Origin of the sequence: Martinezella rhizogenes, from assembly GCF_000799715.1 — a bacterium.
Lineage (GTDB): Bacteria > Pseudomonadota > Alphaproteobacteria > Rhizobiales > Rhizobiaceae > Rhizobium > Rhizobium rhizogenes_C.
Map to the genome: position 1 here is coordinate 97,014 of NZ_JUHG01000003.1, position 24,725 is coordinate 121,738.

Annotated in this window: 24 protein-coding genes; 8 read left to right on the forward strand and 16 right to left on the reverse strand. The window is 60.9% G+C overall.

Features of this window, described 5'->3' with window-relative positions:
* Position 1 precedes the first annotated feature (1 nt).
* The 9 genes from EX00_RS02700 to EX00_RS02740 all read right to left on the reverse strand — a co-directional run bounded on the left by EX00_RS02700 (position 2) and on the right by EX00_RS02740 (position 10,710).
* Positions 2-733, reverse strand: a complete 732-nt coding sequence (locus tag EX00_RS02700; RefSeq protein ID WP_047453878.1) for a nucleotidyltransferase family protein — start codon at positions 731-733, stop codon at positions 2-4.
* A 75-nt stretch (positions 734-808) separates the two neighbouring features.
* Positions 809-2,320, reverse strand: coding sequence for a tRNA (adenosine(37)-N6)-threonylcarbamoyltransferase complex ATPase subunit type 1 TsaE (gene tsaE / locus EX00_RS02705; protein WP_047453880.1), 1,512 nt, complete (start codon positions 2,318-2,320; stop codon positions 809-811).
* Positions 2,317-4,824, reverse strand: a complete 2,508-nt coding sequence (locus EX00_RS02710) for a PAS domain-containing sensor histidine kinase (protein ID WP_404944004.1) — start codon at positions 4,822-4,824, stop codon at positions 2,317-2,319. Before EX00_RS02710 ends, tsaE begins: the two co-directional genes overlap by 4 nt.
* Before the next feature lie 285 nt (positions 4,825-5,109).
* Positions 5,110-6,510, reverse strand: a complete 1,401-nt coding sequence (gene ahcY / locus EX00_RS02715) for an adenosylhomocysteinase (RefSeq protein WP_047453882.1) — start codon at positions 6,508-6,510, stop codon at positions 5,110-5,112.
* A gap of 183 nt (positions 6,511-6,693) precedes the next feature.
* Positions 6,694-6,969, reverse strand: a complete 276-nt coding sequence (locus tag EX00_RS02720; RefSeq protein WP_047453884.1) for an HPr family phosphocarrier protein — start codon at positions 6,967-6,969, stop codon at positions 6,694-6,696.
* Between the two features lie 19 nt (positions 6,970-6,988).
* Positions 6,989-7,390 (reverse strand): PTS sugar transporter subunit IIA, encoded by a 402-nt coding sequence (locus tag EX00_RS02725; RefSeq protein WP_042475150.1) that lies wholly within the window; start codon positions 7,388-7,390, stop codon positions 6,989-6,991.
* A 152-nt stretch (positions 7,391-7,542) separates the two neighbouring features.
* Positions 7,543-7,995 carry an HPr kinase/phosphorylase gene (locus EX00_RS02730; RefSeq protein ID WP_047453887.1) on the reverse strand — a complete coding sequence of 151 codons (453 nt, stop codon included), beginning with the start codon at positions 7,993-7,995 and terminating at the stop codon, positions 7,543-7,545.
* Complete coding sequence (locus tag EX00_RS02735) at positions 7,992-9,830, reverse strand: sensor histidine kinase (protein WP_047453889.1); 1,839 nt, start codon at positions 9,828-9,830, stop codon at positions 7,992-7,994. Before EX00_RS02735 ends, EX00_RS02730 begins: the two co-directional genes overlap by 4 nt.
* A gap of 148 nt (positions 9,831-9,978) precedes the next feature.
* The gene (locus EX00_RS02740) at positions 9,979-10,710 is read right to left on the reverse strand and encodes a response regulator transcription factor (RefSeq protein ID WP_193561730.1); all 732 of its coding nucleotides are present in this window, start codon (positions 10,708-10,710) and stop codon (positions 9,979-9,981) included.
* Positions 10,711-11,059: 349 nt separating this feature from the next.
* On the opposite strand from EX00_RS02740, the gene EX00_RS02745 reads away from it, so the two are divergent.
* The 4 genes from EX00_RS02745 to EX00_RS02760 all read left to right on the forward strand — a co-directional run bounded on the left by EX00_RS02745 (position 11,060) and on the right by EX00_RS02760 (position 15,359).
* Positions 11,060-12,670: a phosphoenolpyruvate carboxykinase gene (locus EX00_RS02745; protein WP_047453892.1), complete on the forward strand. Its 1,611-nt coding sequence runs from the start codon at positions 11,060-11,062 to the stop codon at positions 12,668-12,670.
* Positions 12,671-12,792: 122 nt separating this feature from the next.
* Positions 12,793-13,227: an alternative ribosome rescue aminoacyl-tRNA hydrolase ArfB gene (gene arfB / locus EX00_RS02750; protein ID WP_047453894.1), complete on the forward strand. Its 435-nt coding sequence runs from the start codon at positions 12,793-12,795 to the stop codon at positions 13,225-13,227.
* Between the two features lie 267 nt (positions 13,228-13,494).
* Positions 13,495-14,103, forward strand: coding sequence for an alpha-ketoglutarate-dependent dioxygenase AlkB family protein (locus EX00_RS02755; protein ID WP_047453896.1), 609 nt, complete (start codon positions 13,495-13,497; stop codon positions 14,101-14,103).
* Positions 14,104-14,198: 95 nt separating this feature from the next.
* Positions 14,199-15,359, forward strand: a complete 1,161-nt coding sequence (locus EX00_RS02760; protein WP_234708956.1) for a glycosyltransferase family 87 protein — start codon at positions 14,199-14,201, stop codon at positions 15,357-15,359.
* On the opposite strand, the gene coaA is transcribed toward EX00_RS02760, so the two are convergent.
* The 7 genes from coaA to hisB are packed head-to-tail and all read right to left on the reverse strand — an operon-like array spanning position 15,346 to position 20,011.
* Positions 15,346-16,341 (reverse strand): type I pantothenate kinase, encoded by a 996-nt coding sequence (coaA, locus tag EX00_RS02765; RefSeq protein WP_047453898.1) that lies wholly within the window; start codon positions 16,339-16,341, stop codon positions 15,346-15,348. The two genes, EX00_RS02760 and coaA, sit on opposite strands and share 14 nt — an antisense overlap.
* Positions 16,342-16,347: 6 nt before the next feature.
* Positions 16,348-16,662 carry a phosphoribosyl-ATP diphosphatase gene (locus EX00_RS02770; RefSeq protein WP_047453900.1) on the reverse strand — a complete coding sequence of 105 codons (315 nt, stop codon included), beginning with the start codon at positions 16,660-16,662 and terminating at the stop codon, positions 16,348-16,350.
* 15 nt (positions 16,663-16,677) lie between these two features.
* Complete coding sequence (gene hisF, locus EX00_RS02775; protein ID WP_007698552.1) at positions 16,678-17,466, reverse strand: imidazole glycerol phosphate synthase subunit HisF; 789 nt, start codon at positions 17,464-17,466, stop codon at positions 16,678-16,680.
* A complete protein-coding gene (gene hisA, locus EX00_RS02780) occupies positions 17,463-18,212 on the reverse strand; it encodes a 1-(5-phosphoribosyl)-5-[(5-phosphoribosylamino)methylideneamino]imidazole-4-carboxamide isomerase (RefSeq protein WP_047453902.1) in 750 nt (249 codons plus the stop codon). Before hisA ends, hisF begins: the two co-directional genes overlap by 4 nt.
* Positions 18,213-18,242: 30 nt before the next feature.
* Entirely contained in the window at positions 18,243-18,893 is a 651-nt protein-coding gene (gene hisH / locus EX00_RS02785; RefSeq protein ID WP_047453904.1) for an imidazole glycerol phosphate synthase subunit HisH, read from the reverse strand.
* A gap of 2 nt (positions 18,894-18,895) precedes the next feature.
* Positions 18,896-19,378, reverse strand: a complete 483-nt coding sequence (locus EX00_RS02790) for a DUF2628 domain-containing protein (protein WP_047453906.1) — start codon at positions 19,376-19,378, stop codon at positions 18,896-18,898.
* A 24-nt stretch (positions 19,379-19,402) separates the two neighbouring features.
* Entirely contained in the window at positions 19,403-20,011 is a 609-nt protein-coding gene (gene hisB / locus EX00_RS02795) for an imidazoleglycerol-phosphate dehydratase HisB (protein ID WP_047453908.1), read from the reverse strand.
* A 213-nt stretch (positions 20,012-20,224) separates the two neighbouring features.
* Here hisB and hslV point away from each other — a divergent pair, with 213 nt between their 5' ends.
* From hslV to EX00_RS02815, 4 genes are all read left to right on the forward strand, one after another.
* A complete protein-coding gene (gene hslV / locus EX00_RS02800; protein ID WP_047453909.1) occupies positions 20,225-20,752 on the forward strand; it encodes an ATP-dependent protease subunit HslV in 528 nt (175 codons plus the stop codon).
* A 44-nt stretch (positions 20,753-20,796) separates the two neighbouring features.
* Positions 20,797-22,107 (forward strand): ATP-dependent protease ATPase subunit HslU, encoded by a 1,311-nt coding sequence (hslU, locus tag EX00_RS02805; protein ID WP_047453911.1) that lies wholly within the window; start codon positions 20,797-20,799, stop codon positions 22,105-22,107.
* 169 nt (positions 22,108-22,276) lie between these two features.
* Positions 22,277-23,230: a DUF1402 family protein gene (locus tag EX00_RS02810; protein ID WP_047453914.1), complete on the forward strand. Its 954-nt coding sequence runs from the start codon at positions 22,277-22,279 to the stop codon at positions 23,228-23,230.
* Between the two features lie 47 nt (positions 23,231-23,277).
* Positions 23,278-24,672, forward strand: coding sequence for a cytochrome P450 (locus EX00_RS02815; RefSeq protein WP_047453916.1), 1,395 nt, complete (start codon positions 23,278-23,280; stop codon positions 24,670-24,672).
* Positions 24,673-24,725 lie beyond the last annotated feature (53 nt).

Below are 24,725 nucleotides of genomic sequence, written 5' to 3' on the forward strand. Positions count from 1 at the left end.
CTCACGCAAACGCCCGGAAAGTCCGGATCGTCTCCTCCGCCTCGCCGACCGCCTCCGGCGTACCGACCGTTAGCCAATGCCCGTCGAGCATGGTGCCGTAGAGCCGGCCCGTGGCAATCGATTTGTCGTAATAGGTGTTGACGTTGAAGGCATCATCAGGCGCATCGTCGAGAACGGCTGGGGTCATGACCAGCGTACCCGCATAGACGACGCCATTCTGAGCGACATCGCGATAGCGCGAAAGCCGGCCATCGTCAGCCAGGCCGAAATCGTTCTTGCCATTATGGCCGGTGGTCTTTTCGAGCGCTACACAGAGCATAGCCATGTCCATGCGCTCGGCATCGAAGAGTCCGGCTAGGCGTTGCAGGTTTGTGGGGCGCCCCTGTGTTTCACCGATCCAAAAGAGATCCGAATTCATGACGAAAACCGGGTCGCGGCCCAGAAGCTTCAGCCCCTTGGCCAGCCCACCGCCATTGTTCATCAGCGCGTCGCGCTCGTCGGATATCAGGATCTCGAGTCCACGATAGTTGCGCAAATGCGCTTCCATCTGGTCGGCATGGTGATGCACGTTCACGACCGCCCGCTCGACGCCAGCTTCGGCCAGCGCATCCAGGGTGTAATCAATCATCGGCTTGCCGGCGATCTTCACCAGCGGCTTTGGAATGGTGTCGGTGATCGGTCGCATGCGGGTCCCGAGCCCCGCGGCCAGCACCATGGCTTGTCTGATGGTCATCTCGTCTCGAACTCGTGATTCGTTGGCTGTCTTCCTTTAGCATACCGCCGGAAAACCGTCGCCCGGTCTCGGGCGCTATGCTTCGCTTATTCCAGCCTTCGCGCACCAGTCGCGCAAGGGGGCAAGCGCTTCGTGCTCGAAAGCGATGGCGAGATAGCCGAGCGTGCGCGGCATATGCTTCAGATAGCCGGGCTTGCCGTCGCGCTGCAACAGCCGTACCCAGAGGCCGGCGAGCTTGCAATTGCGCTGCGCCGACATGATCGCCCAGCTCTTCAGGAACTTGGCTTCATCGAAATTGCCCTGGGCACGCCGGAGCGACAGGTAATCGTCCATCAGCTGGTCATGCAGGGGCCGTTCGATGGTGACACGCGCATCCTGGATGATCGAGGCGAGGTCGTAGGCCGTTGGCCCGACCATTGCATCCTGGAAATCGATAAGGCCGATACGCTGGATGCCTTTTTCCTTCGCCCGCCAGATAATGTTCGGTGAGTGGAAATCGCGCAGCAGCAGGCTCTTTTCAGCGCCGTCCAACTGATCGATCAGAGCGTCCCAGATCGCCAGATAGTCGGCGCGCTCTTCGTCACTAGCCGGCGTGCCGCGTTTCCAGGGCAGATGCCAGTCGATCAGCAGCCGCGCTTCCATCTTCATGGCCGTGCGGTCGAAATCGGGCACATGATGGATATGGTCCGGCGTGACGGGAATGTCCCTCGGAATGGTCAAGCCGTGCAGATGGGCGAGACAGGCGACGCTGGCGCGGTAACACTCGGCAATTGGCCTGCCGTCATCGTCGAGCACGCCGTCGATGCCGAGATCCTCGATCAGCAGGATGCCCTGGTGGTAATCGACCGCGAAGATCTCCGGCGCGGCAAAGCCGTTTTTGCGTAGCTCATCGGCGATCGCGACGAAGGGATAGGCGTCTTCGGCCAGATGCGCGACCTTGGGATAGGGCTTGCCGTCGAGCACTGCCGGTCCCTCCGGCAGGCGCGGCCAGTCCATCAGGATCACGCGTTTGCCGCCGCCCTGCGGATAGATCGATTCATAGGCGCGGAGCGACGCATCGCCGGTGAGGAACCGGCGCTCGGCTTTCGCATAACCGTTGGCATCAAGGAAGGCGCGAATCGCCAAAACGCGCTGGATGCGGGCCAATTGCCTGGCAGGCGCCGTGATTGTCGCCCTTCGTCCTTCGGCTTCATGCTCCAGCTTGAGGTCGATGCGTTCCTTCGGCAGCTCGCTTTCTGCCATTTCCGGCCATTCGACCAGGCAGATGCCGGTTTGCAGCGCCTCATCGAAGCCGAGTTCGGCAAGCTCACTGGCATCGCCCAGGCGATAGAGATCGAAATGCGAGACCGGAATGCGCAGTTCGTAGGATTGTACCAGCGTGAAGGTCGGGCTCGGAACGTCCAGTTCGGCGTCGTCTGCCATGGCGCGCAGGAGTGCGCGGGCCAGTGAGGATTTGCCCGCGCCGAGATCACCCGACAGCGCCACGCAATCGCCGGCCTTCAATGCCAGCGCCAGATCCTCGCCGAGCCGTGTGGTCGCCGCGTCGTCTGTCAGGAAAAGGGAGATGCTGGTGTTTTCTGCTATCATTCTGCTGCGACGGAGCGTGGCGATTCGGCGGAAGGGATCCGGCAGTTGACCGTGGTTCCCTTGCCTGGCTGGCTTTCGATCGAGACCTGGCCGTCATGCAGGCTGACGAAGCTTTCGACGATGGAGAGGCCGAGGCCCGCGCCGCTGCGCTTACCGCCCTTGCCGCTGGAGGCAAAGCGGTTGAACACCGTGCGCATGATCTCTTCTGAAATGCCCGGACCCTTGTCGGCTACCGAGAAGATGAAATCCGTGCCATCGCGTCCGCATTTGAGCGCGATGGTCGATCCCTCGGGGGCAAAATTGGCGGCATTGGTCAGAAGCTTGAGCAGAATCTGCTTCAGCCGCTGCTGGTCGGCGACGACCGAGCCAAGATGAGCCGGGACGGTGATTTCTAGCGTCACGCCGCTTTCCTGCAGCCGGTCGGCGATCTGCATCGACACTTCGTCAAGAAGGTCGTCGAGCGCGATCTCGGAATAGTTCAGCCGCATGATGCCGGCATCGACGGTCGCCAGATCGAGAATGTCGTTGACCAGCGTCAGCAGGACCGCGGACGAGGTGGAGATATGGTCGATATACTCCGCCTGGCGGTCGTTCAGCGAGCCGATGCCGGGTGTCTTCAGGAGATCGGTGAAGCCGATGATGTTGGTCAGCGGCGAGCGCAGCTCGTAGGACACATGCTGGACGAAATCGTTCTTCAGCTCGTCGGCCTTCAGCAGCGCTTCGTTCTTTTCGGTGAGCGCTCGTTCGGCCCGCACGCTGTCGGTCTTGTTGACGAAGGTCAGCATGGTCTGCGCGTTCGGCAACGGAATGACGGCATAGTCGAGGACGAGGTTGGAATAGAGCTCCAGTGTTCCCTGAGACGACGGACGTTCGTCGTCGAAGCTGGTGATCTGCTCGGCAAACCGCTTCCAGCCGTCCGGCCGGTCATAGGAGGGCGTGCAGGCTTCGGCCAGCGTCTGAATATGCGTGCCGGGCTTTGCCTGAACTTCGGTGATGTTCCACAATATGCGGAACGCCGGGTTGGAGAGGCGAATGCGGCCATCGGGGCCGAACACGGCCACACCTTCGGAAAGGTGGTCGATGGTCTCGCCCTGCACCTTGACCAGCGTGTTGTAGCGCGTTTCGAGATCGACCTGTTCGGTCAGGTTTTCGAACACCCAGGTGGCGCCACCCTGCGGATGGGCCGTGGCGAAGACGCGCAGGATTTGGCCGTTCGGCAGGTGCCAGAGATCGGATTGCGTGTCGAGCGCGCGGTAGACCGAGAGAACGCCGTCTTTCCAGGTCTTCCAGTTCAGCTGTTCCGGCAGCTTCTTGGCGCTGCGAAGCCGGTCGAGCAGCTCGCTATTGTCGGGCTTCTTCTCCAGGAAGGCGATATCGAGTTCCCAGAGCTGGACGAAGGCTTGATTGTAGAATTGCAGCCGCCGGTCGCCGTCGAAGATCGCAACCGGTGTTGCCAGATGATCGAGCGTTTCGGCGTGGCTCTTCAGCGTGCGTTCCAGCTCGGCGCGCACTGTCTCCGTCTCGGAAACGTCGATGGCCATGCCGGCCGAACCGTTCGGCAACTTGACGTCGATGACGTCGAAGAAGGTGCGGTTACCGTGAACGACGGTGGAAATCTTGTCGTGGAAAGGCGATTCCGGCGTCGCGGAGGCGCGAATGCGCTCGCGGGCGACGGTGGTCAGAAATTCGCGGCTTTCGCGAATGGCTACATCCGGCGACACGGCCTCGACAGCTTCGCCATAGGCATGGTTGACCCAGCTGAGCTGGCCGTCGGCGTCGCGTTGCCAGACCGGCAGGTCGATGGCGTCGAGCAGGTTCTGGAAGGCGGAGATCGAGGTCATCAGCCGTTCGCGCTCGATCTTCAGTTCGGCCAGTTCGGCGCGCAGATTGTTGAGCGCGATGAAGCGGACGAAAGCGCGGCCGCCGGAGATGCGGCCCTGGGCCTCCAATATCTCTTCGCGGCTCGTTTCGACCACGATGTCGAAGCTCTGGCCGCTGCCGCGCAGCTTGTCGATCGCCTTTTCCAGCTCGCCGGCCGACCAGGATTTCAGCCAGCGGCCGAACGCGAGAAACTCGTTGTCCTGCGGCGCGCCGGTCTCGACGGGCAGCTGGCCCAGCAGCTCCGGTCGCGCGTTCTGGCCATCCCAGATGATGATGCGGCGGTTCTTGTCGGCGATCAGCGCCTGATATTGCGAGATGCGCTGGTTGGCATCGGAAAGGGCCGTGCGGATTTCGCGGCTCTCGCTTTCCAGATTGCCGCGCTGGCGGACCATCCAGACGGTCGACAGCAGTGCTGCCGAGATCACGCCTATGATGACGGAGAAGACTGCCATTTCGGAGGAGGTGAAGAGACGGACCACCGCCGGCGCAGCTGTGCTGGTCTGTGCGAGAACAGGACCCGCCAGGCTGGTCGCAATGCCACCAAAAATGCTGAGGCGCAGCAGGCGCGTCAACGAGGCCAATGGGCGCATATCCCCGCGCCGCTTCATCCACGGTAAAAGCATATATGCGCCGCCCTGCCGCCGCCGCGCGGATGCCTTTTCGGGCATCGCCGACTCAAGCAGGTTGTCGTTCGCTTCAGACATAAGCGGTCTGTCTCCGTCCCATAATGTGCCGCATCTCGACAAGACATCCCATTTCATGGCTCCGAGGAAGCCCCGGTTCGTCACGAATCAAGTCTAAAAACAATACTGCCTAAGGGAATCGCCGGGAAGGGAGCCGGCCAAAAAATAAGCCCCGGCATTTGTCAATGCCGGGGCCACAAGATGTTGTGGATATAGATCGTTAGATCAGTATCTGTAGTGGTCGGACTTGAACGGGCCCTGCGGCGTCACACCGATATACGCAGCCTGCTCGCCAGAAAGCTCGGTTAATTTCACGCCGAGCTTGCCGAGATGCAGGCGCGCAACCTTCTCGTCGAGGTGCTTCGGCAGCACGTAGACCTGGTTCTGGTATTGGTCGGGCTTGGTGAAGAGTTCGATCTGCGCCAGCGTCTGGTTGGTGAAGGAAGCCGACATCACGAAGGACGGATGGCCGGTGGCATTGCCGAGGTTCAAGAGGCGGCCTTCGGACAGAAGGATGATGCGGTTGCCCTTGGCGAACTCGATCAGGTCGACCTGCGGCTTGACGTTCGTCCACTTGAGGTTACGCAGAGCCGCAACCTGGATCTCGTTGTCGAAGTGGCCGATGTTGCCGACGATCGCCATGTCCTTCATCGCACGCATATGGTCGATGCGGATGACGTCCTTGTTGCCGGTGGTGGAGATGAAGATGTCGGCGCTGGAGACGACGTCTTCGAGCAGAACCACTTCATAGCCGTCCATGGCAGCCTGGAGCGCGCAGATCGGATCGACTTCCGTGACCTTGACGCGGGCGCCGGCGCCGGAGAGCGAGGCGGCAGATCCCTTGCCGACGTCGCCATAGCCGCAGACGACGGCGACCTTGCCGGCCATCATCACGTCGGTGGCGCGGCGGATGCCGTCGACCAGCGATTCCTTGCAGCCGTACTTGTTGTCGAACTTCGACTTGGTGACGGAGTCGTTGACGTTGATCGCCGGGAAGGGCAGCAGGCCCTTCTGGCTGAGCTGGTACAGACGGTTGACGCCGGTGGTGGTTTCCTCGGTCACGCCCTTGATGGCGTCGCGCTGCTTGGTGAACCAGCCCGGCGATGCCGCCAGACGCTTCTTGATCTGCGCGAAGAGGATTTCTTCTTCTTCCGAATGCGGATCGGAGAGGACATCCTCGCCGGCTTCGGCGCGGGCGCCGAGCAGGATATACATGGTGGCGTCGCCGCCATCGTCGAGGATCATGTTGGAGAGGCCGCCGTCGGCCCACTGGAAGATCTTGTCGGTGTAGATCCAGTAGTCTTCGAGGCTTTCACCCTTGATGGCGTAGACCGGAACGCCGGAAGCGGCGATTGCGGCGGCGGCATGGTCCTGGGTCGAGAAGATGTTGCACGAGGCCCAGCGAACCTCGGCGCCGAGAGCGACCAGCGTCTCGATGAGAACGGCGGTCTGGATCGTCATGTGCAGCGAGCCGGTGATGCGCGCGCCCTTGAGCGGCTTCGTTTCGCCGAATTCTGTGCGGCAAGCCATCAGGCCCGGCATTTCGGTTTCGGCGATCGTGATTTCCTTGCGGCCGAAGTCGGCAAGGCCGATATCCGCGACGACGTAGTCGTTTTCAGTGCTCATGAAGGGTCTCCAGCCTGAACGATGCAATCGTACCGAAGGCGAATACCTCGGCCGAAGGCAACAAAATTGCACGTTATTGCGTGCAGGATGATGCCGTGTAGCAGTCTTCAGGCCGGAAATCAATAATGATATAAAGAAGTCTTTATGTCTTTATATCCCAATGTGGGGCTAAGCCCTAAGGGTTTACATCTCTTCGCCGAACTTGTCGGCGACAAGTCTGTCCAGCGCCTCGAGTGCTTCGGTGGCCTGCTTGCCGCTGGCGGTTACCACCACGCTGCAGCCGGGGCTGGCCGCCAGCATCATCAGGCCCATGATCGAGTTGCCGCCCACCGTGGTCCCGTCCTTCGAGACGGTAATGGTGGCGTCATAGGCTTCTACGGTCTGGACGAATTTTGCGGAGGCGCGGGCATGGAGGCCGCGCTTGTTGATGATCAGAAGTTCCCGGGAGAGCGCGGTCATGGGTAGGATGTTTGTCTCGTCATTTGCCGCTGAGCACGCGGCTGGCCACGTTGATGTATTTGCGCCCGGCCTCGGAAGCTTCGACCAGGGCTCTCTCCATGTTGTTGTCGCCGCGCACGCCTGCGAGCTTGATCAGCATCGGCAGGTTGACGCCGGCAATGACCTCGGTATGGCCGCTATTCATGACGGAGATCGCGAGATTGGAGGGAGTACCGCCGAACATGTCGGTCAGAATGATGACCCCATGTCCATCGTCAGCGCTGGTCACGGCCTGCAGGATATCCTGCCGCCGCTTGTCCATGTCGTCTTCGGGACCAATCGATACCGTCTCTATGAACTTCTGCGGACCAACGACATGCTCGACCGCATGCCGAAACTCTTCAGCTAGCTTGCCATGAGTGACAAGCACAAGTCCGATCATGATATTACTGCTCCCATCGCACACGCAAACAGGTGGGCCATATCGCAATGCAGCAATGTCGTCCACCAGTGGGGGGACATCTTGGCGATGAAAAGACGAAGTGCAAGCTTAAAATACGATAATTGCGCGGCTGTAGAGGCGAGAATAGCCGATTAATCTAAATCCACAGCGATTTTTGCCATAATTGCGGCGAGCGGATTAATCGATATTGCCGAGAGCCGGATCAGCGGCAGGCGGATGGATCCGGTGACATCGACCTGCTCATTCTCGGGCGGAAGCCGCTCGGCCGTTGCCGGATCGACCGGGCGTATGGCGAAATGCATTTCGGCCTCGGAAACATGAGGAAGCCGCACGATACCGGTGTAGCGGATCTCCATCAGGCCGGCGATCGAAGGCGGGCATTCGGCGATGACGGCGCCGTCCCGACTCGTGATAAAAACCTGATCGTCGGCAACAAGGGCCGCAGCTAGGCCGAGCGGCTTGGCGGCTGCGAGGCAGGAAAAGGCAAGCGAAGACTTGCCGCTGCCCGAGGCCCCAAGAAACAGAAGGCCGGTCTTGCCGACGACGATTGCGGTCGCGTGGATATTGGTCGTCTCGGTGCTCATGCCGGTGTTTCGGCGGGCAGCGACAGGATGAAGCGGGCGCCGAGCAGCGTCGCGCCGTCGCCGTCGACGATGTTTTCCGCGCGCAGCGATCCGCCATGCGCTTCGGCGATCTGCCGGCTGATCGACAGGCCAAGGCCTGAATTCTGGCCGAAATCTTCCACTTCCGGCCGGTCTGTATAGAAGCGCTCAAAGATGCGGTCGATATTCTCAGCCTGAATGCCCGGGCCGTTATCCTCGATATAGATGACGCAACGCGTTCTCGTGCGCGTCAGCCGGACCGTGATCTTTCCGGTCTCCTTCGCGACAAAGGAACGGGCATTTTCAATGAGATTGGTGATGATCTGGCCGATGCGCAGGTCATGGCCGTTGGCGGTGAATTTGGTTTTCGCCCCAGGCTTGCGGTCGACGATATACTCGATCTCGACCGACTTCTTGCTGTGTCCGACCTGCCGGGAAATATCGATCATGTCGCGCAGCAGCACTTCGAGGTCGAGGGATTTCTCGTCCGAGCGGGCGAGTTCGGCATCGAGACGCGATGCGTCGGAAATGTCGCTGATCAGCCGGTCGAGGCGGCGCACGTCGTGCTGGATTACGTCCATCAGCCGCTTCTTGGAATCGTCGCTCTTGGCAAGCGGCAGCGTCTCGACGGCGCTGCGCAGCGATGTCAGCGGGTTCTTCAATTCATGGCTGACATCGGCGGCGAAACTCTCGATCGCGTCGATACGGTCGTAGAGCGCCGAGGTCATGTCGCGCAGTGCGATCGACAGGTTGCCGATCTCGTCCTGGCGGGCGGAGAAATCCGGAATTTCCTCACGCTCCTTGGCGCCGCCACGGCGGACACGGATGGCGGCGGCCGAAAGCCGGCGCAGCGGATTGGCGATGGTGGACGACAGAAGCAGCGACAGGACAACGTTGACCAGCGTCGCTACCCCGAAGACGCGCATGATGGCGAGACGCTCGGCATGGACGATCTTGTCGATATCGCCGGCCTGGGTGGATAGCAGCAGCACGCCGAGGACGGCGCGGAAACGCTGGATCGGCACGGCGACCGAAACGATCAGCTCGCCCTTTTCCGTGGTGCGCACGACAGCACCGCGCACGCCGGTCAGCGCATTCATCACTTCCGGATAGATCGAGCCGTCGCCGCCGGGTGCTTCCTTATAGACAGGCAGGTTGCCCGGCTGCAGCATCTTGTTGAGCAGGCCGCTGAACCAGTCCGACCAGCTTTGCTTCTCGTCGTCGACCGGCGGCAGGTCGTAGCGCAGCACCTGGCCACGGGAATAGAGATGGCGGCTGTCGAGCAGCAGGTTGGCGTCGGCGTCGAAGATGCGGGCGCGGGTGCGCGTCGGCGAGATCAGCCGCGTCAGTACAGGTGCTACCTTTTCCGGATCGATCGGGAATTCCAGGTCCTCGTCGTTCGGGACGGGGGTGATGCTCTGCCCGGCCTGCAGCTCCAGCAGCTTCTGCGGATCGATGGTGATGGAGTTGGTGTCGACCGAGGCGGATGCCGAGACCGCGCCGGCGATGATCTCGCCCTGGGTCAGCAGGCTTTCGACGCGCGCGTCAATCAGGCCCTCGCGGAACTGATTGAGATAGAGGATGCCGCCGACGAGAACGACGAGAGCGGCAAGATTGAAAAACAGGATGCGCCGCGTCAGGCTGGAAAAGACGGCATTACCGAAGATACGGCGGATCAGCGTAAAGGGGTGAGTCCACCGGCGGCGGGCGATTTTGGCACCGCTCGAGTTTTCCGCATCGTCGATATCTCTGTGCTGCACCAGCTGTGCCAAGCCAACGGCCCTTTCGAAGAGCGGGATCGCCGATCCCGCCCGCATGCTCTTATTCCATTGCCTGCCGCATGGTCCAGTTAACTATTCGAGCATGATGCCGAAAAGTGTAAGCGGTTTTCGGACGCCATCATGCTCTATTTTTCTCTAGAGCGGATTCAGATTTTAGGTCTATTCGACCTAAAATCACCTGGCTCTAGGCAGCTTCGCGGAAGCGATAGCCGACGCCATACAGCGTTTCGATCATATCAAAATCGAGATCGACCATCTTGAATTTCTTGCGGAGCCGCTTGATGTGGCTGTCGATGGTGCGGTCGTCGACATAGACCTGCTCGTCATAGGCGGCATCCATCAGGGCATCGCGGCTCTTCACGACGCCTGGGCGCTGCGCCAGCGAGTGCAGGATCAGGAATTCCGTGACGGTCAGCGTCACCGGTTCGCCTTTCCAGGTGCATGTATGGCGTTCCTGGTCCATGACAAGCTGGCCGCGTTCCAGCGAACGGGCCTGCTGGGTGGCGCCCGGCTTCGGCGCTGCGCTGCCGCCGGCATTGTTTGCCGCTTCGCGGGCGGAGGCGCGGCGAAGCACGGCCTTGACGCGCTCGACCAGCAGGCGCTGCGAGAAGGGCTTGGTGATGAAGTCGTCGGCGCCCATCTTCAGGCCGAAGAGCTCGTCGATCTCTTCATCCTTCGAGGTCAGGAAGATCACCGGTATATCGGACTTCTGTCGCAGGCGGCGCAGAAGCTCCATGCCGTCCATGCGCGGCATCTTGATGTCGAAGATCGCCAGTTGCGGCGGCCGGGCGAGCAGACCATCGAGCGCGGAAGCGCCGTCGGTGTAGGTTTCGACTTTATATCCTTCAGCTTCCAGGGCAATCGACACGGAAGTCAGGATATTGCGGTCGTCGTCTACGAGCGCGATTGTCAACATGGTGTTCGTCTCCGTCATTATTGCGCGTCTCCCGGATTTGGAAACCAGCCCAGGTGGGTTGCCAGCTCGGTTGGCGATAACCTGGCGCGCTTATGGGGATAAAGGTGGAACAAATTGTGGCAAAGATAAAGGGGTGGATTGTTGAACGGGAAAAACCCTGACCTGGAGTTGTGCGACCAAACGTCTCGATGGCGCACATTCAAACGATTTAAAATTATTGATATTTATCTAAATCGATTAAATGACTGATATCATTCGATATTTCTCGATATTTGCTCTTGTGCTTTTAAAAAGACGCCACTAGGTTTCATTTAGTTTAACGGCCACGGCCCTGTAGAGGAATGAAGCGATGGAGCAATTCGGCGTCCGTAATCCCGCAATCGAACTCGACTCGATCGGTTTGGGAGCCGCCGCCAGCGTGCGCTATAACCTCCTGGAGTCCCATCTTTACGAGGAAGCGATTCGTCGGCGTGAAGCTGATCTGACCGCTCATGGCGCGCTGCGGGCATTGACCGGGCAACATACCGGCCGTTCGCCGAAGGATAAGTTCGTCGTCCGCAACGAAACCACCGAAGACCAGATCTGGTGGGACAACAACAAGCCGATGTCGCCGGAGCATTTCGCGCTGCTGCACAAGGACATGCTGGCGCATGTGCACGGCAAGGATCTGTTCGTTCAGGACCTGATCGGCGGCGCCGATCATGACTACGCACTGCCGACGCGGGTTGTCACCGAATTCGCCTGGCACTCGCTGTTCATCCGCAACCTCCTTATCCGCCCCGAGCGCTCGGCGCTGGAAAGCTTCGCACCGAAGCTGACCATCATCGACCTGCCGAGCTTCCGTGCCGATCCCGAGCGTCATGGCTGCCGCACGGAAACGGTGATCGCCTGCGACCTCGTCAACGGCATCGTCCTGATCGGCGGCACGTCCTATGCCGGCGAAATGAAGAAGTCGGTCTTTACCGTGCTGAACTATCTTCTGCCGGAGCGCGGCGTCATGCCGATGCACTGCTCGGCCAATGTCGGCCCGGAAGGGGATGCCGCGATCTTCTTCGGCCTGTCTGGCACCGGCAAGACGACGCTGTCGGCCGATCCGACCCGCACGCTCATCGGTGACGACGAGCATGGGTGGGGCGAAAACGGCATCTTCAACTTCGAAGGCGGCTGCTACGCCAAGACCATCCGCCTGTCGGCCGAGGCAGAGCCTGAAATCTATGAAACGACCCGTCGCTTCGGCACGGTGCTGGAAAATGTCGTGCTCGACGAGCATGGCGTACCGGATCTCGACGACGGTTCGCTGACGGAAAACACCCGCAGCGCCTATCCGCTGGATTTCATCCCGAACGCCTCGCCGTCCGGCATGACCGGCCATCCCGAGACGATCATCATGCTGACGGCCGATGCCTTCGGCGTCATGCCGCCGATCGCCAGGCTGACGCCAGACCAGGCAATGTACCACTTCCTCTCCGGCTACACCGCCAAGGTTGCCGGCACGGAAAAGGGCGTCGTCGAGCCGGAAGCGACCTTCTCGACCTGCTTTGGCGCCCCCTTCATGCCGCGCCACCCGACCGAATACGGCAATCTGCTGAAGGAGCTGATCGCTCGCCATGGCGCCGGTTGCTGGCTCGTCAACACCGGCTGGACCGGCGGCGCCTACGGCACCGGCCGCCGCATGCCGATCAAGGCGACGCGCGCTCTGTTGGCCGCAGCCTTGAAGGGCGACCTCGACAACGCCGAGTTCCGCATCGATCCGAATTTCGGTTTTGCCGTCCCGGTCGCCGTCGAAGGCGTCGACACTGCCATTCTCGACCCGCGTTCCACCTGGGCCGACGGCCAGGCCTATGATGCGCAGGCGGCCAAGCTTGTGCAGATGTTCGTGTCGAACTTCGCCAAGTTCGAGGATCACGTCGACGGAAACGTCCGCGACGCAGCACCCGGCATGCCTGTCGCGGCGGAATAATCGGTCGCACCGCATTGATGACTCACGTGAAACCCCGGCAGCTGGTCTGCCGGGGTTTCATTTTGCGGCCATGCTGTTTTCAACCGCCGAACAATATGGGATAGACAGGCGCGGAGAAAACCATGGCCAGCGACGCGCTTTACATCAACGACCGGATCACCATTGCCGGCTGGGAACTGACGGAACAATTCGTTCTGGCGGGCGGTCCCGGCGGGCAGAACGTCAACAAGGTCGCAACCGCAGTCCAGCTCTTCTTCGGTCTCGTGAATTCGCCGTCGCTTAACGATCGCGTCAAGGCCAATGCCGTCAGGCTCGCCGGTCGCCGCGTCTCCAAGGACGGCGTGCTGATGATCGAGGCCAGCCGTTTCCGCAGCCAGGACCGCAATCGCGAGGATGCGCGCGAACGGCTGAAAGAGCTGATCCTCGAAGCCGCTGCTCCGCCGCCACCGCCACGTAAGAAGACCAAGCCGACCAAAGGCTCGATCGAGCGGCGCCTGAAGGAAAAATCCGGCCGGTCGGAAGTCAAGAAGATGCGTGGCAAGCCGGGTGGTGACTAGGCTTTCGGGCTGTGGTTTTGGTTTGTCTGGGGTAAAGTAGGGGCTTGTCAGGTGAGTCTTGTGTCACCGCAACTCTCTGCCTGGCCCCTCATCCTAGCCTTCTCCCCGCACGCGGGGAGAAGGGACGACCGTGCGAAATAGTGAGACTGGCTTGAGGCAAGATAGACTCCCTCGCCCCGCTTGCGGGGAGAGGGCGGGGGTGAGGGGCCAGGCACAAAGGTGCGGCGTCGGCATACTCACCTGACCGGCATCATCAGGAACACATCGATGCTTCTTCCCAACGGAATTCGCCATCTGCCCGGCTATCTCGACCGCCCCAGACAGGAAGCCTTGGTCGAAGCCATCCGCGCCGTCGTGGCCGAGGCGCCGCTCTACACGCCGGCAATGCCCGGCACCGGCAAGGAGATGTCGGTGCGGATGACCAATTGCGGGGCGCTTGGCTGGGTGACGGACAAGCAGCGCGGCTATCGCTATCAGCCGAACCATCCTGCAACAGGCAAGCCATGGCCGGCGATGCCACCGCAATTGCTCGATCTCTGGTTCAACATAGCCGGCTATGAAAAGCCGCCCGAAGCCTGTCTTGTTAATTTCTACAATGACGATGCCCGCATGGGCCTGCATCAGGATCGCGACGAACAGGATCTGGCGGCACCTGTGCTGTCGATCTCGCTCGGCAACACCTGCCTCTTCCGCGTTGGCGGGCTCAACCGCAATGATCGCACGCTATCCTTCAAGCTCTCCAGCGGCGATATTGTCGTCCTCGGTGGCGAGGGCAGGCTCTGTTTCCATGGCGTCGACCGCATCCATCCTGCAACTTCGACGCTACTGAAAAGCGGTGGTCGTATAAACCTGACGTTAAGGCGAGTGACCTCATAAGCGTATTTGAAAAACGAAGCGATTTGGGGGCGATCGTGGTAAGGTTGAGAACAAGATCGGAGCTGATTTTTGCGGCTCTAATCGTTGTCCTGGGATTGGCGCGCAGTCTTCATTTCGAGATATCCCAATGGACCCTGACGCCGGACGGATTCTCCATCATCTCCGGCCGTCTGCCTTATTGGGATTTCACCAATCTCTGGGCTGGCACGCTGATGGCGCTGAAGGGCGATGTGGCCCATCTCTTTGATGTCGAGGCCTATCGGCAGGAGCTTCGTATGCTCCTGTCGCCCCTGTTGCCGAATCAAGAGTGGAGCTACCCGCCTTCCATGCTGTTGATCGGTATCCCCTTCGCCGGATTGCCGATTTTCGTCGCCTATCTCTTCTGGACACTAGGAACGCTGTTCCTGCTCTTCCTGGCGACGAAACCGCTCAATCTGGCTTGGTGGGCGCGGATGCTCATCATTGTTTCGCCAGCGGCCGTCATGGACGCGATCTTCGGGCAAAACGGCGCGCTGACCGCAGCACTTCTGCTATCCGGGCTGCTTCTTGCTCCGGGCCGGCCAATCATCGCCGGTATTCTCTTTGGCCTGCTAACCGTCAAACCGCAATTGGGCATCCTTGTGCCTTTTTGCCTGCTTGCCAGCGGAAATTACCGCGCCATTCTTTCGGCTGCCGTGACGGCGCTTGTCCTGGTGATCGTGACAGGCCTGCTATTCGGCTTCAATGTCTGGTTGCTGTTTTTGACCGAGACGCGCCCGCTGATGACGGCGATCCTGGAAGCGCCTTATCCGCAAGGCTATCAGGTCAACGCCACGACATTCTTCATGCTGGCACGGTCCCTGGGGCTCGGCCTTGCCGCTTCCTACTCATTTCAAGCGGTCTTTTCCGTCGCCGCCATCGCCGCAACCCTATGGCTCTGGCGCGGCAAGACCGCCGTCGATCATCCGACCAAAGTCTGCCTCACCGCTATCTTGACGCTGATCACCACACCCTATGGCTATTCCTACGACATGATTCCCATGAGTGTCGCCATCGCGTATTTTTTCTTCAACTACCGGAGCTCATTGGTCTTTCTCGGTATCGCCTGGCTTTACCCGCTGTTCAATCATCAGGTTGCCGGGCAGATAGCTTCGCTCGGGGTTCTGATACCTGCGGGGCTCGCCGCATGGATGCTTACACGCATCCTGCGCGACAAACGGTCGCCAGACGCCGAAATGACGGTTGCGGCAGAAGAGCCGCGACTTAAAGCTTCCTGAGCGCCACCTGTTCGATCAGATGGTTCTTGCCCTTGCGCAGGATCAGGTCGGCGCGCGGGCGGGTCGGCAGGATGTTCTGGCGCAGGTTCTTCAGGTTGATGTTCTTCCAGAGCCCCTCGGCAATCCCGAGAGCCTCTTCCTCGGTGATCGAGGCATAGCGGTGGAAGAAGGAGTGCGGATCGCGGAAGGCAGTTTCGCGCAGCCGCATGAAGCGGGTGACATACCAATTGTGGATGAGATCTTCGTCCGCATCGATATAGATCGAGAAGTCGAAGAAGTCCGAGACCATCGGCACGATCTTGCCGTCCGCCGGCAGGTGCCGCGATTGCAGCACGTTGATGCCTTCGAAGATCAGGATATCCGGCCGGTCGACGGTTTTGTATTCGTTGGGCAGCACGTCATAGACGAGATGCGAATAGCAGGGCGCCTTGACATCCGGTTGCCCGGCCTTGATCGCCGAGAGAAAGCGCAGCAGGGCGGCAGTATCGTAGCTCTCCGGAAAGCCCTTGCGCTGCATCAGGTTGCGGCGCTGCAATTCGGCATTCGCATAGAGAAAACCGTCGGTGGTGATCAGGTCGACCTTCGGGCTCGACGGCCAGCGGCGCAGCAGTTCCTTCAGAATACGGGCCGTGGTCGATTTGCCGACGGCGACCGAGCCGGCGATGCCGATGACGAAAGGCGTCTTGGCGACACCGTTGAGGCTGAGGAAGCGGTTGCGCTGTTCGAACAGGATCTGCGAGGATTCGACATGCGAAGACAAAAGCCGCGATAGCGAAAGATAGATGCGCCGGACCTCGTCGAGATCGATCGGGTCGCCCATGGAGCGCAGCCGCGTCACTTCGTCGGCGGTCAGGGTCAGCGGCGTATCGGCCCGGAATTTCGCCCATTCTTCCGTGGAGAAGAAGTAATAGGGCGAATAGGCTTTCGCCTGAAAAATATCGAGCGTCTCGGGTGTGGTCGGGGTTTTGGTCGCTATTGTCATCGCGTTCTACCGGCTTGCCTTTTCCTGAAGGCCGGATTGAGCGGTGCGCCTTTCGAGCTCACCCATGACATTCTGCAACGGAATGCCCGCTATCTTCAATACGACCATAAGATGATAAAGCAAATCGGCTGCCTCATAGGTGAGATTGTCGCGATCGCCGGTCACGGCGGCCATCACGGCCTCGATCGCTTCCTCGCCCAGCTTCTTTGCGGCTTTCGGCTGGCCGGCGGCGCATAGCCTAGCCGTCCAGGATTCCTCCGGCGGCGCCTTGGAGCGCTCGTCGACGATCCTTTCGAGGTCGGAAAGGGTAAATCCGCTCATCCGTCGTTGTCCTCCCTAGTCGAGCCGCATGGCGATGCCATGTTCCGACATATACCGTTTTGCTTCGCCGACCGAATAGGTGCCGAAGTGGAAAATCGAGGCCGCGAGCACGGCGGTCGCATGGCCTTCCTTGATGCCGGCAACGAGATCGTCGAGATCGCCGACGCCGCCCGATGCGATGACGGGCACGCGCACCGCATCCGCAATCGCCCGCGTCAGCTCCAGGTCGTAGCCGACCTTGGTGCCGTCGCGGTCCATCGAGGTGACGAGCAGTTCGCCGGCGCCGCGCTCGACCATCCTGCGGGCAAAATCGACGGCGTCGATGCCGGTCGCGTTACGGCCGCCATGGGTATAGATTTCCCAGGCGCTCTGATTGTCGCCGCCGAGGGCCTCGGTGCGCCGCCGCTTGGCGTCGATCGAGACGACGATACATTGATTGCCGAACTTGTCGGCCGCTTCAGCGACAAAATCCGGATTGTTCACCGCCGCCGAGTTGATCGACACCTTGTCGGCGCCGCAGAGCAGCAGCTTGCGGATATCTGCGATGGCGCGAACGCCGCCGCCGACCGTCACCGGCATGAAGCATTGCTCGGCGGTGCGGGCGACGACATCGAAGATCGTCTCCCTATTGTCGGAAGAGGCGGTGATGTCGAGGAAGCAAAGCTCGTCGGCACCGGCGGCATCATAAGCCTTGGCAGCTTCCACCGGATCGCCGGCATCGACGAGATTGAGGAAGTTGACGCCCTTGACGACGCGGCCGTCCTTGACGTCGAGGCAGGGGATGACGCGGGCTTTCAGGGTCATTGCGCGATCTCCTTCGCCTTGGCCGCCTTGATCAGCGCCAGGGCCTCCTTCGGATCGATACGGCCATCATAAAGGGCGCGGCCGGAAATCGCACCCTCCAGTTTGCGCGCATCCGGTTCGACCATGCGGCGGATATCGTCCATCGAGGCGAGCCCGCCAGACGCGATGACGGGAATGGAAACGGCATCGGCCAGTTCCAGCGTCGAAGCCCAGTTGATGCCGGTCAGAATGCCGTCGCGGTCGATATCTGTATAGATGATCGCGGCAACGCCGGCGCCTTCGAATTTCTTCGCCAGTTCGATGATGCCGAGTTCGGAGGCTTCCGCCCAGCCCTCGACCGCCACCTTGCCGCCCTTGGCGTCGATGCCGACGGCAACATGGCCCGGAAATCTCTTGCAAGCCTCGATCACCAGCGCGGGATCGCGCACGGCGACGGTGCCGAGGATGACGCGGGTGAGCCCGCGCGCCAGCCAGTTCTCGATATGGTCGAGCGTGCGGATGCCGCCACCAAGCTGCACCGGGTTCTTCGTCGCCTTGAGGATGGCGTCGACGGCAGCACCGTTGACGGTTTCGCCGGCAAAGGCGCCGTTGAGATCGACCACATGCAGCCATTCGAAGCCCTGGTCCTCGAAGGCCTTGGCCTGGGCCGCCGGATCCGGGTTGTAGACTGTCGCTTGGTTCATATCGCCGAGCTTCAGACGCACGCACTGGCCGTCTTTTAGGTCGATGGCGGGGAACAAGATCATTTTACTTTTTCCATTTCTTCCGCGCGAGCCTTACGGCTTCCAGCGCAGGAAATTAGCAATTAGGGCAAGGCCGAGCTTCTGGCTTTTTTCCGGGTGGAACTGCGAGCCGGCCATGTTGTCACGGCCGACGAAAGCGGTCATCGCGCCGCCATAGCCGGTCGTGGCAATCACATCGTCGGCATGATCGGCGGCCAGATGGTAGGAGTGCACGAAATAGGCGTGCAGCCCGTCCGGCCCGGTCGGAATGCCGTCGAAGAGCGGATGCGGGTGCCTCAGATCCAGCGTGTTCCAGCCGATCTGCGGGATCTTCAGGCTTGGATCGCTCGGCGTCATCTCCTTGACGTCGCCCTTGATCCAGCCGAAGCCTTGCGTGATCGTCTTTTCCAGCCCGCGCGACGACATCAGCTGCATGCCGACGCAGATCCCGAGAAAGGGGCGGGCCTTGTGTTCCACGACATCGATCACGGCTTGCGCCATGCCGGAAACCGCGTCGAGCCCGCGGCGGCAATCGGCATAGGCGCCGACGCCGGGAAGCACGATGCGATCAGCCGTGGCGACGCGTTCGGCATCGTCGGTGAGATCAATCTCGGCGTCGATGCCGGCTTCGCGGGCAGCGCGTTCGAAGGCTTTGGTGGCCGAGCGCAGATTGCCCGAGCCATAGTCGATAATTGCGACGCGCATACTCAGCGTCCTCCATCATAGCCGGGAAGACCGAATGTCGATCCGCCCCGGCCGGAATTATTGTTTGGATAAGAAGGGATATCCCAGTTGTTCGCACGGATATTCTCCTGCGCCTTCGGCTCGATGCCCGAGAAATGGATTTCTTCCGCTGTCGCCAGATTATGGGCCGAAACCAAACCTTCCGTCTTCCATCCGGCGTCGGCAAGGCGGCGGTAGACGGCGTTCGGACCTTCGAGCGCCGCAAGAATGCGCACGCCGATGAGGATCGCGATACCGGCGGCGAAAAATCCCGGCCGGCGGATCAGTTCCAGCGCGATGCCCTGCAGCAGAAAGGCGGCGGCGGCATGCAGCCATAGCCGTTGGTAAAGCATCCACAGCGTTGGAAACAGAAAGGCCCACCATGAAAAGCCGTCGCGAATGAAGCGCGTCTTGTCCTGGTTACCGTCCGGCCCGCCGGGTGGCGTCAAAATCAGATAGCTTGCCATCTCTTCACTTCCCCTTGATGGGGCTCAGGCGAGGGTGCCCTTTGTCGAGGGCACACGGCCTGCCTGCCGCGGATCGATCTCGGTTGCCGTGCGCAGCGCGCGGGCAACGGCCTTGAAGCATGTCTCGGCTATATGGTGATTGTTGGCGCCATAATGGTTGAGAATATGCAGCGTGATGCCGGCATTCTGCGCCAAAGCCTGAAAGAATTCGCGCACCAACTCGGTATCGAAGGTGCCGATCTTCGGCGCGCTGAAGGCGACGTTCCAGACGAGAAAGGGCCGGCCCGAGAGATCGACGGCCGCCTTCGTCATCGTCTCGTCCATGGCGAGATCGATCGAGGCATAACGTGTGATGCCGCGCCGGTCGCCCAGCGCCTTGGAAATGGCCTGGCCGATGGCGATGCCGGTATCTTCGACGGCATGGTGATCGTCGACATGTAGGTCGCCCTTGGTGTCGATCTCCATGTCGATCAGCGAATGTCGCGACAGCTGCTCCAGCATATGGTCGAAGAAACCGACGCCCGTCGAAATGGTCGACTTGCCGCTGCCGTCGATGTTGACGGATACGGAGACCGAGGTCTCGTTGGTCTTGCGGGAAACGCTTGCCGTGCGGCTCGCTACAGTCTCTGCCATGGGCTGCTCCATCGGGATGACGGCCGTTCCTTATCAGGCACATCGGCAAATATCCAGAAGTTAAGTCACGAGGAACTTCTCTAGCCGGCTTACAGGCGTCATTCCCGAACCGGCGACATTTGCAATCCTAAAAAGCCCTCTTACATAGATCACGACGGGGCCGAAACGCGGCCCGGCAGAAAGCCCGCCAGAATGGGGGCAAACAGGTGTTACATGACGACAATTGTGACTATTCGCAAAGGCGGCAAGGTTGTGATGGCCGGTGACGGCCAGGTCAGTCTTGGCCAGACCGTAATGAAGGGCAATGCCCGCAAGGTTCGCCGCATCGGCAAGGGCGATGTGATCGCCGGTTTCGCCGGCGCGACCGCCGATGCCTTCACGCTGCTGGAGCGGCTTGAAAAGAAGCTCGAACAATATCCCGGCCAGCTGATGCGCGCGGCCGTCGAGCTCGCCAAGGATTGGCGCACGGACAAATATCTGCGCAACCTCGAGGCCATGATGCTGGTTGCCGACAAGAGCGTGACACTCGCCATCACCGGCAACGGCGATGTGCTTGAGCCGGAACACGGCGCGCTGGCGATTGGCTCCGGCGGCAATTTTGCGCTCGCCGCCGCGCGCGCGCTGATGGATACCGACAAATCCGCCGAAGAGGTCGCTCGCCGCGCCCTCGATATCGCCGCCGACATCTGCGTCTACACCAACCATAATGTGGTGATCGAGACGCTCGATGCCGAAGCCTGAATTCCTATCTTGATCGTATCCAGCCCTGACGGGAAACACACGAAATGACCACTTTTTCCCCCCGCGAGATCGTTTCCGAACTCGACCGTTATATCGTCGGCCAGCATGAGGCCAAGCGCGCCGTGGCGATTGCGCTGCGCAACCGCTGGCGCCGCCAGCAGCTCGAGCCCGATCTGCGCGACGAAGTCATGCCCAAGAACATCCTGATGATCGGCCCGACCGGCGTCGGCAAGACGGAAATCTCCCGTCGCCTCGCCAAGCTCGCCGGTGCTCCCTTCATCAAGGTGGAAGCCACGAAGTTCACCGAAGTCGGCTATGTCGGCCGCGACGTCGAACAGATCATCCGCGATCTCGTCGAAGTCGGCATCGGCCTTGTACGCGAAAAGAAGCGCGCCGAGGTGCAGGCCAAGGCGCATATGAGCGCCGAGGAGCGTGTGCTTGACGCCCTGGTGGGCGCCACCGCCTCGCCGGCGACACGCGACAGTTTCCGCAAGAAGCTGCGTGACGGTCAGCTCGACGACAAGGAAATCGATATCGAAGTTGCCGATACCGGCTCCGGTATGCCCGGCGGCTTCGAGATCCCCGGCATGCCCGGTGCCAATATCGGCGTGCTCAACCTCTCCGAAATGTTCGGCAAGGCCATGGGCGGCCGCACCAAGAAGGTTCGCACCACGGTCAAGGATTCCTATAAGGAACTGGTGCGCGACGAATCCGACAAGCTGATCGACAACGAAGCGATCCAGCGCGAGGCCGTGCAATCCGCCGAGAATGACGGTATCGTCTTCCTCGACGAAATCGACAAGATCGCAGCCCGCGACGGCGGCATGGGTGCCGGCGTCTCGCGCGAAGGCGTGCAGCGCGACCTGCTGCCGCTGGTCGAGGGCACGACGGTGTCGACCAAGTATGGTCCGGTCAAGACCGACCATATCCTGTTCATCGCCTCCGGCGCATTCCATGTGTCGAAGCCTTCGGATCTCCTGCCGGAATTGCAGGGCCGCCTGCCGATCCGCGTCGAGCTCCGGCCGCTGACCAAGGAAGATTTCCGCCGTATCCTGACCGAGCCGGAAGCCAGCCTCATCCGCCAGTACAAGGCGCTGATGGAGACGGAAGACCTGAAGCTCGACTTCACCGACGACGCCATCGATGCGCTCGCCGATGTCGCCGTGCACTTGAACTCCACCGTCGAGAACATCGGCGCGCGCCGTCTGCAGACGGTAATGGAGCGGGTGCTGGACGAAATCTCCTACAATGCCTCGGATCGCGCCGGCGTCTCGGTGACCATCGATGCTGACTATGTCCGCGAGCATGTCGGTGATCTCGCCGCCAATACAGACCTGTCGCGCTTCATCCTTTAGCGCGGCCGATGCCGGCTGCGGCATCTTGAAATATTAATCACTCGACAGCGGGCCTTTAACTTTTTAGTTAGGGGCCCGTTTCTTTGTGTAGCTTGGCTTTATTCGGCCAAGATTGTCCCTCAGGCAGCCGCATGGAAGCATCGGATAAAACTTCGATAGGGCAGCCATCGTGCGACGCATACTGATCCCCCTTCTCCTGGCGATCGTCAGTCTTTCCTGGATGCCGGCCCACGCCGATGCGGCGACCATGGTGCCGCCGGGCAACCGCAACGCCGAGCAGCCGGCGATCCCCGGCGCCTCTGTCCGCCGCACCAGGGGCACGAATTCGACCTTCGACCGCAAATACCAGAAAGTTCGCGAGCTGCTGGCGACCGACACCAGGCTGATGTCGAAGATCAAGTCGACGGCGCGCGCCTATGGCATCGATCCGATCCACATCATCGGCGCGCTGGTCGGCGAGCATACCTATAATGTCGACGCCTATGACGGCCTGCAGTCCTACTACGTCAAGGCTGCCTCCTATGCCGGCCAGAGTTTCCGTTTTGCCTATAATGGCGAAAACGTCGACGATTTCGTCGCCCGGCCGCAATTCGACGTCTGCAAGGGCAAAAGGGATTCCTACAGCCTCTGGACCTGCCGCGAAGATGTTTGGGACAGTGCTTTCCGGGGTAAGAAGGTTGACGGCAAATCCTTCCCCGACAATCGTTTCAGCGCCGTGTTCTTCCAGCCCTTTTATGCCGGCCAGACCTTTGGCCTCGGCCAGATCAATCCGCTGACCGCTCTGGAGCTTTCCGATCTCGTCAGCTCCACCTCGGGCATTGCGAAGCTGGATGAAAAGGATGCCAGCGGCGTCTACAAGGCGATCATGGATCCGGATTTGTCGCTCGCCTTCGTCGCCGGCTCGATCCGCAAGTCGATCGATGATTACCGCTCGATCGCCGGCATGGATATATCAGGCAATCCGGGCCTTACGGCGACTCTCTACAATGTCGGCAATTCCCGCCAGCGCGCCGCAGCCCTCGCCGCCAGGAACCGGGGCGCGAGCCAGCCGGTCTGGCCGGAAGAAAATTACTATGGCTGGCTTATCAATGATAGACTGGACGACCTGAAGTCGCTGCTCTAGACTTCGAAACTGTCGAGAAAATAAGGTTTTCGAGGAGATTTGATCTCATGGATATGATCCCGGAAGCCTTTTCTCCGCCGGCCCCGATCCCGCGCACCGTGCCGCCGTCACGGTTGACGATCATCCGCACCATCCTGCGCAATCCGCTCGAATTATGGGGCGAGCCCTCCTACACGCTGCCCTGGATCATGACGCGCTTCATTCGCGAGCGCACGCTGATCGTCAACGATCCCGGCCTGATCAAGCATGTGCTGGTCGACAATGCTTCCAACTACCGCATGTCCGATATCCGCCAGCTCATACTTCGGCCGATCCTGCGCGATGGCCTGTTGACGGCGGAAGGACCGGTCTGGAAGCGCTCGCGCAAGGCCGTCGCCCCGGTCTTCACGCCGCGCCATGCCCAGGGCTTTGCCGGCCAGATGCTGAGCCAGAGCGAGGACTACGTTCGCAAATACGAAGAGGTGGGCAGCGAAGGCAAGGTTTTTGACGTCGCTGTCGACATGACCGAACTCACCTTTGCTATTCTCGCCGAGACGCTGTTCTCCGGTGAGATCGTCACGGAAGGCGCCAGTTTCGCGGATGACGTCAACCAGCTTCTGCATCGCATGGGTCGCGTCGATCCGATGGACCTCTTGCGGGCACCCGCCTGGGTGCCGCGTGTCACCCGCATCGGCGGCCAGAAGGTGCTCGACAAGTTTCGCGGCATCGTCCGCGATACCATGAACCTGCGCCTCGACAAGATGCGCAGGGATCGTGCGTCCGCGCCCGACGATTTCCTGACGCTGCTCTTGGAAAAGACCGGTCCCGACGGGCTAACCATGGAGGAGATCGAGGACAATATCCTCACCTTCATCGGCGCCGGCCACGAGACGACGGCCCGCGCGCTTGCCTGGACGCTTTATTGCGTCGCCAACAGCCTGCATATCCGCGAGGCCATGGAGGCAGAGATCGATAGCGTGCTCGCCACCGGCGCCGAGCCCGTCGCCTGGCTCGACCTGATGCCGAATGTCCGTGCCGCCTTCGAGGAGGCCATGCGCCTCTATCCGCCGGCCCCCTCGATCAACCGCGCCTCCATCGCCGACGATGGATGGACGAGCCCGAGCGGCGAGCGTGTCGAGATCCCGGCAGGGATCACGGTGCTGATCATGCCCTGGACGCTGCATCGCCACGCGCTCTATTGGGATAAGCCGCGCGCCTTCATGCCCGAACGTTTCCTTCCGGAGAATCGCGGCAAGATCAACCGCTTCCAGTACCTGCCCTTCGGCGCCGGCCCACGCGTCTGCATCGGCGCCACCTTCGCCCTGCAGGAGGCCGTCATCGCACTTGCGGTGATGATGCACCGCTTCCGCTTCGATCTCACCGACGAGACCAATCCCTGGCCGGTGCAGAAGCTGACGACGCAGCCGCAAGGCGGGCTGCCGATGCGGGTGACGAGGCGGTAGGATTGTTTTTGCCGCTTCGTAGCTAGCGGGCCAAGTGGGAAGGGTGCAATAAC

Excerpts from the sequence above, each read along its gene's own strand:
- EX00_RS02700 (WP_047453878.1), bottom strand. The coding sequence starts at position 733 with ATGACCATCAGACAAGCCATGGTGCTGGCCGCGGGGCTCGGGACCCGC.
- tsaE (WP_047453880.1), bottom strand. The coding sequence starts at position 2,320 with ATGATAGCAGAAAACACCAGCATCTCCCTTTTCCTGACAGACGACGCG.
- EX00_RS02710 (WP_404944004.1), bottom strand. The coding sequence starts at position 4,824 with ATGCTTTTACCGTGGATGAAGCGGCGCGGGGATATGCGCCCATTGGCC.
- ahcY (WP_047453882.1), bottom strand. The coding sequence starts at position 6,510 with ATGAGCACTGAAAACGACTACGTCGTCGCGGATATCGGCCTTGCCGAC.
- EX00_RS02720 (WP_047453884.1), bottom strand. The coding sequence starts at position 6,969 with ATGACCGCGCTCTCCCGGGAACTTCTGATCATCAACAAGCGCGGCCTC.
- EX00_RS02725 (WP_042475150.1), bottom strand. The coding sequence starts at position 7,390 with ATGATCGGACTTGTGCTTGTCACTCATGGCAAGCTAGCTGAAGAGTTT.
- EX00_RS02730 (WP_047453887.1), bottom strand. The coding sequence starts at position 7,995 with ATGAGCACCGAGACGACCAATATCCACGCGACCGCAATCGTCGTCGGC.
- EX00_RS02735 (WP_047453889.1), bottom strand. The coding sequence starts at position 9,830 with ATGCGGGCGGGATCGGCGATCCCGCTCTTCGAAAGGGCCGTTGGCTTG.
- EX00_RS02740 (WP_193561730.1), bottom strand. The coding sequence starts at position 10,710 with ATGTTGACAATCGCGCTCGTAGACGACGACCGCAATATCCTGACTTCC.
- EX00_RS02745 (WP_047453892.1), top strand. The coding sequence starts at position 11,060 with ATGGAGCAATTCGGCGTCCGTAATCCCGCAATCGAACTCGACTCGATC.
- arfB (WP_047453894.1), top strand. The coding sequence starts at position 12,793 with ATGGCCAGCGACGCGCTTTACATCAACGACCGGATCACCATTGCCGGC.
- EX00_RS02755 (WP_047453896.1), top strand. The coding sequence starts at position 13,495 with ATGCTTCTTCCCAACGGAATTCGCCATCTGCCCGGCTATCTCGACCGC.
- coaA (WP_047453898.1), bottom strand. The coding sequence starts at position 16,341 with ATGACAATAGCGACCAAAACCCCGACCACACCCGAGACGCTCGATATT.
- EX00_RS02770 (WP_047453900.1), bottom strand. The coding sequence starts at position 16,662 with ATGAGCGGATTTACCCTTTCCGACCTCGAAAGGATCGTCGACGAGCGC.
- hisF (WP_007698552.1), bottom strand. The coding sequence starts at position 17,466 with ATGACCCTGAAAGCCCGCGTCATCCCCTGCCTCGACGTCAAGGACGGC.
- hisA (WP_047453902.1), bottom strand. The coding sequence starts at position 18,212 with ATGATCTTGTTCCCCGCCATCGACCTAAAAGACGGCCAGTGCGTGCGT.
- hisH (WP_047453904.1), bottom strand. The coding sequence starts at position 18,893 with ATGCGCGTCGCAATTATCGACTATGGCTCGGGCAATCTGCGCTCGGCC.
- EX00_RS02790 (WP_047453906.1), bottom strand. The coding sequence starts at position 19,378 with ATGGCAAGCTATCTGATTTTGACGCCACCCGGCGGGCCGGACGGTAAC.
- hisB (WP_047453908.1), bottom strand. The coding sequence starts at position 20,011 with ATGGCAGAGACTGTAGCGAGCCGCACGGCAAGCGTTTCCCGCAAGACC.
- hslV (WP_047453909.1), top strand. The coding sequence starts at position 20,225 with ATGACGACAATTGTGACTATTCGCAAAGGCGGCAAGGTTGTGATGGCC.
- hslU (WP_047453911.1), top strand. The coding sequence starts at position 20,797 with ATGACCACTTTTTCCCCCCGCGAGATCGTTTCCGAACTCGACCGTTAT.
- EX00_RS02815 (WP_047453916.1), top strand. The coding sequence starts at position 23,278 with ATGGATATGATCCCGGAAGCCTTTTCTCCGCCGGCCCCGATCCCGCGC.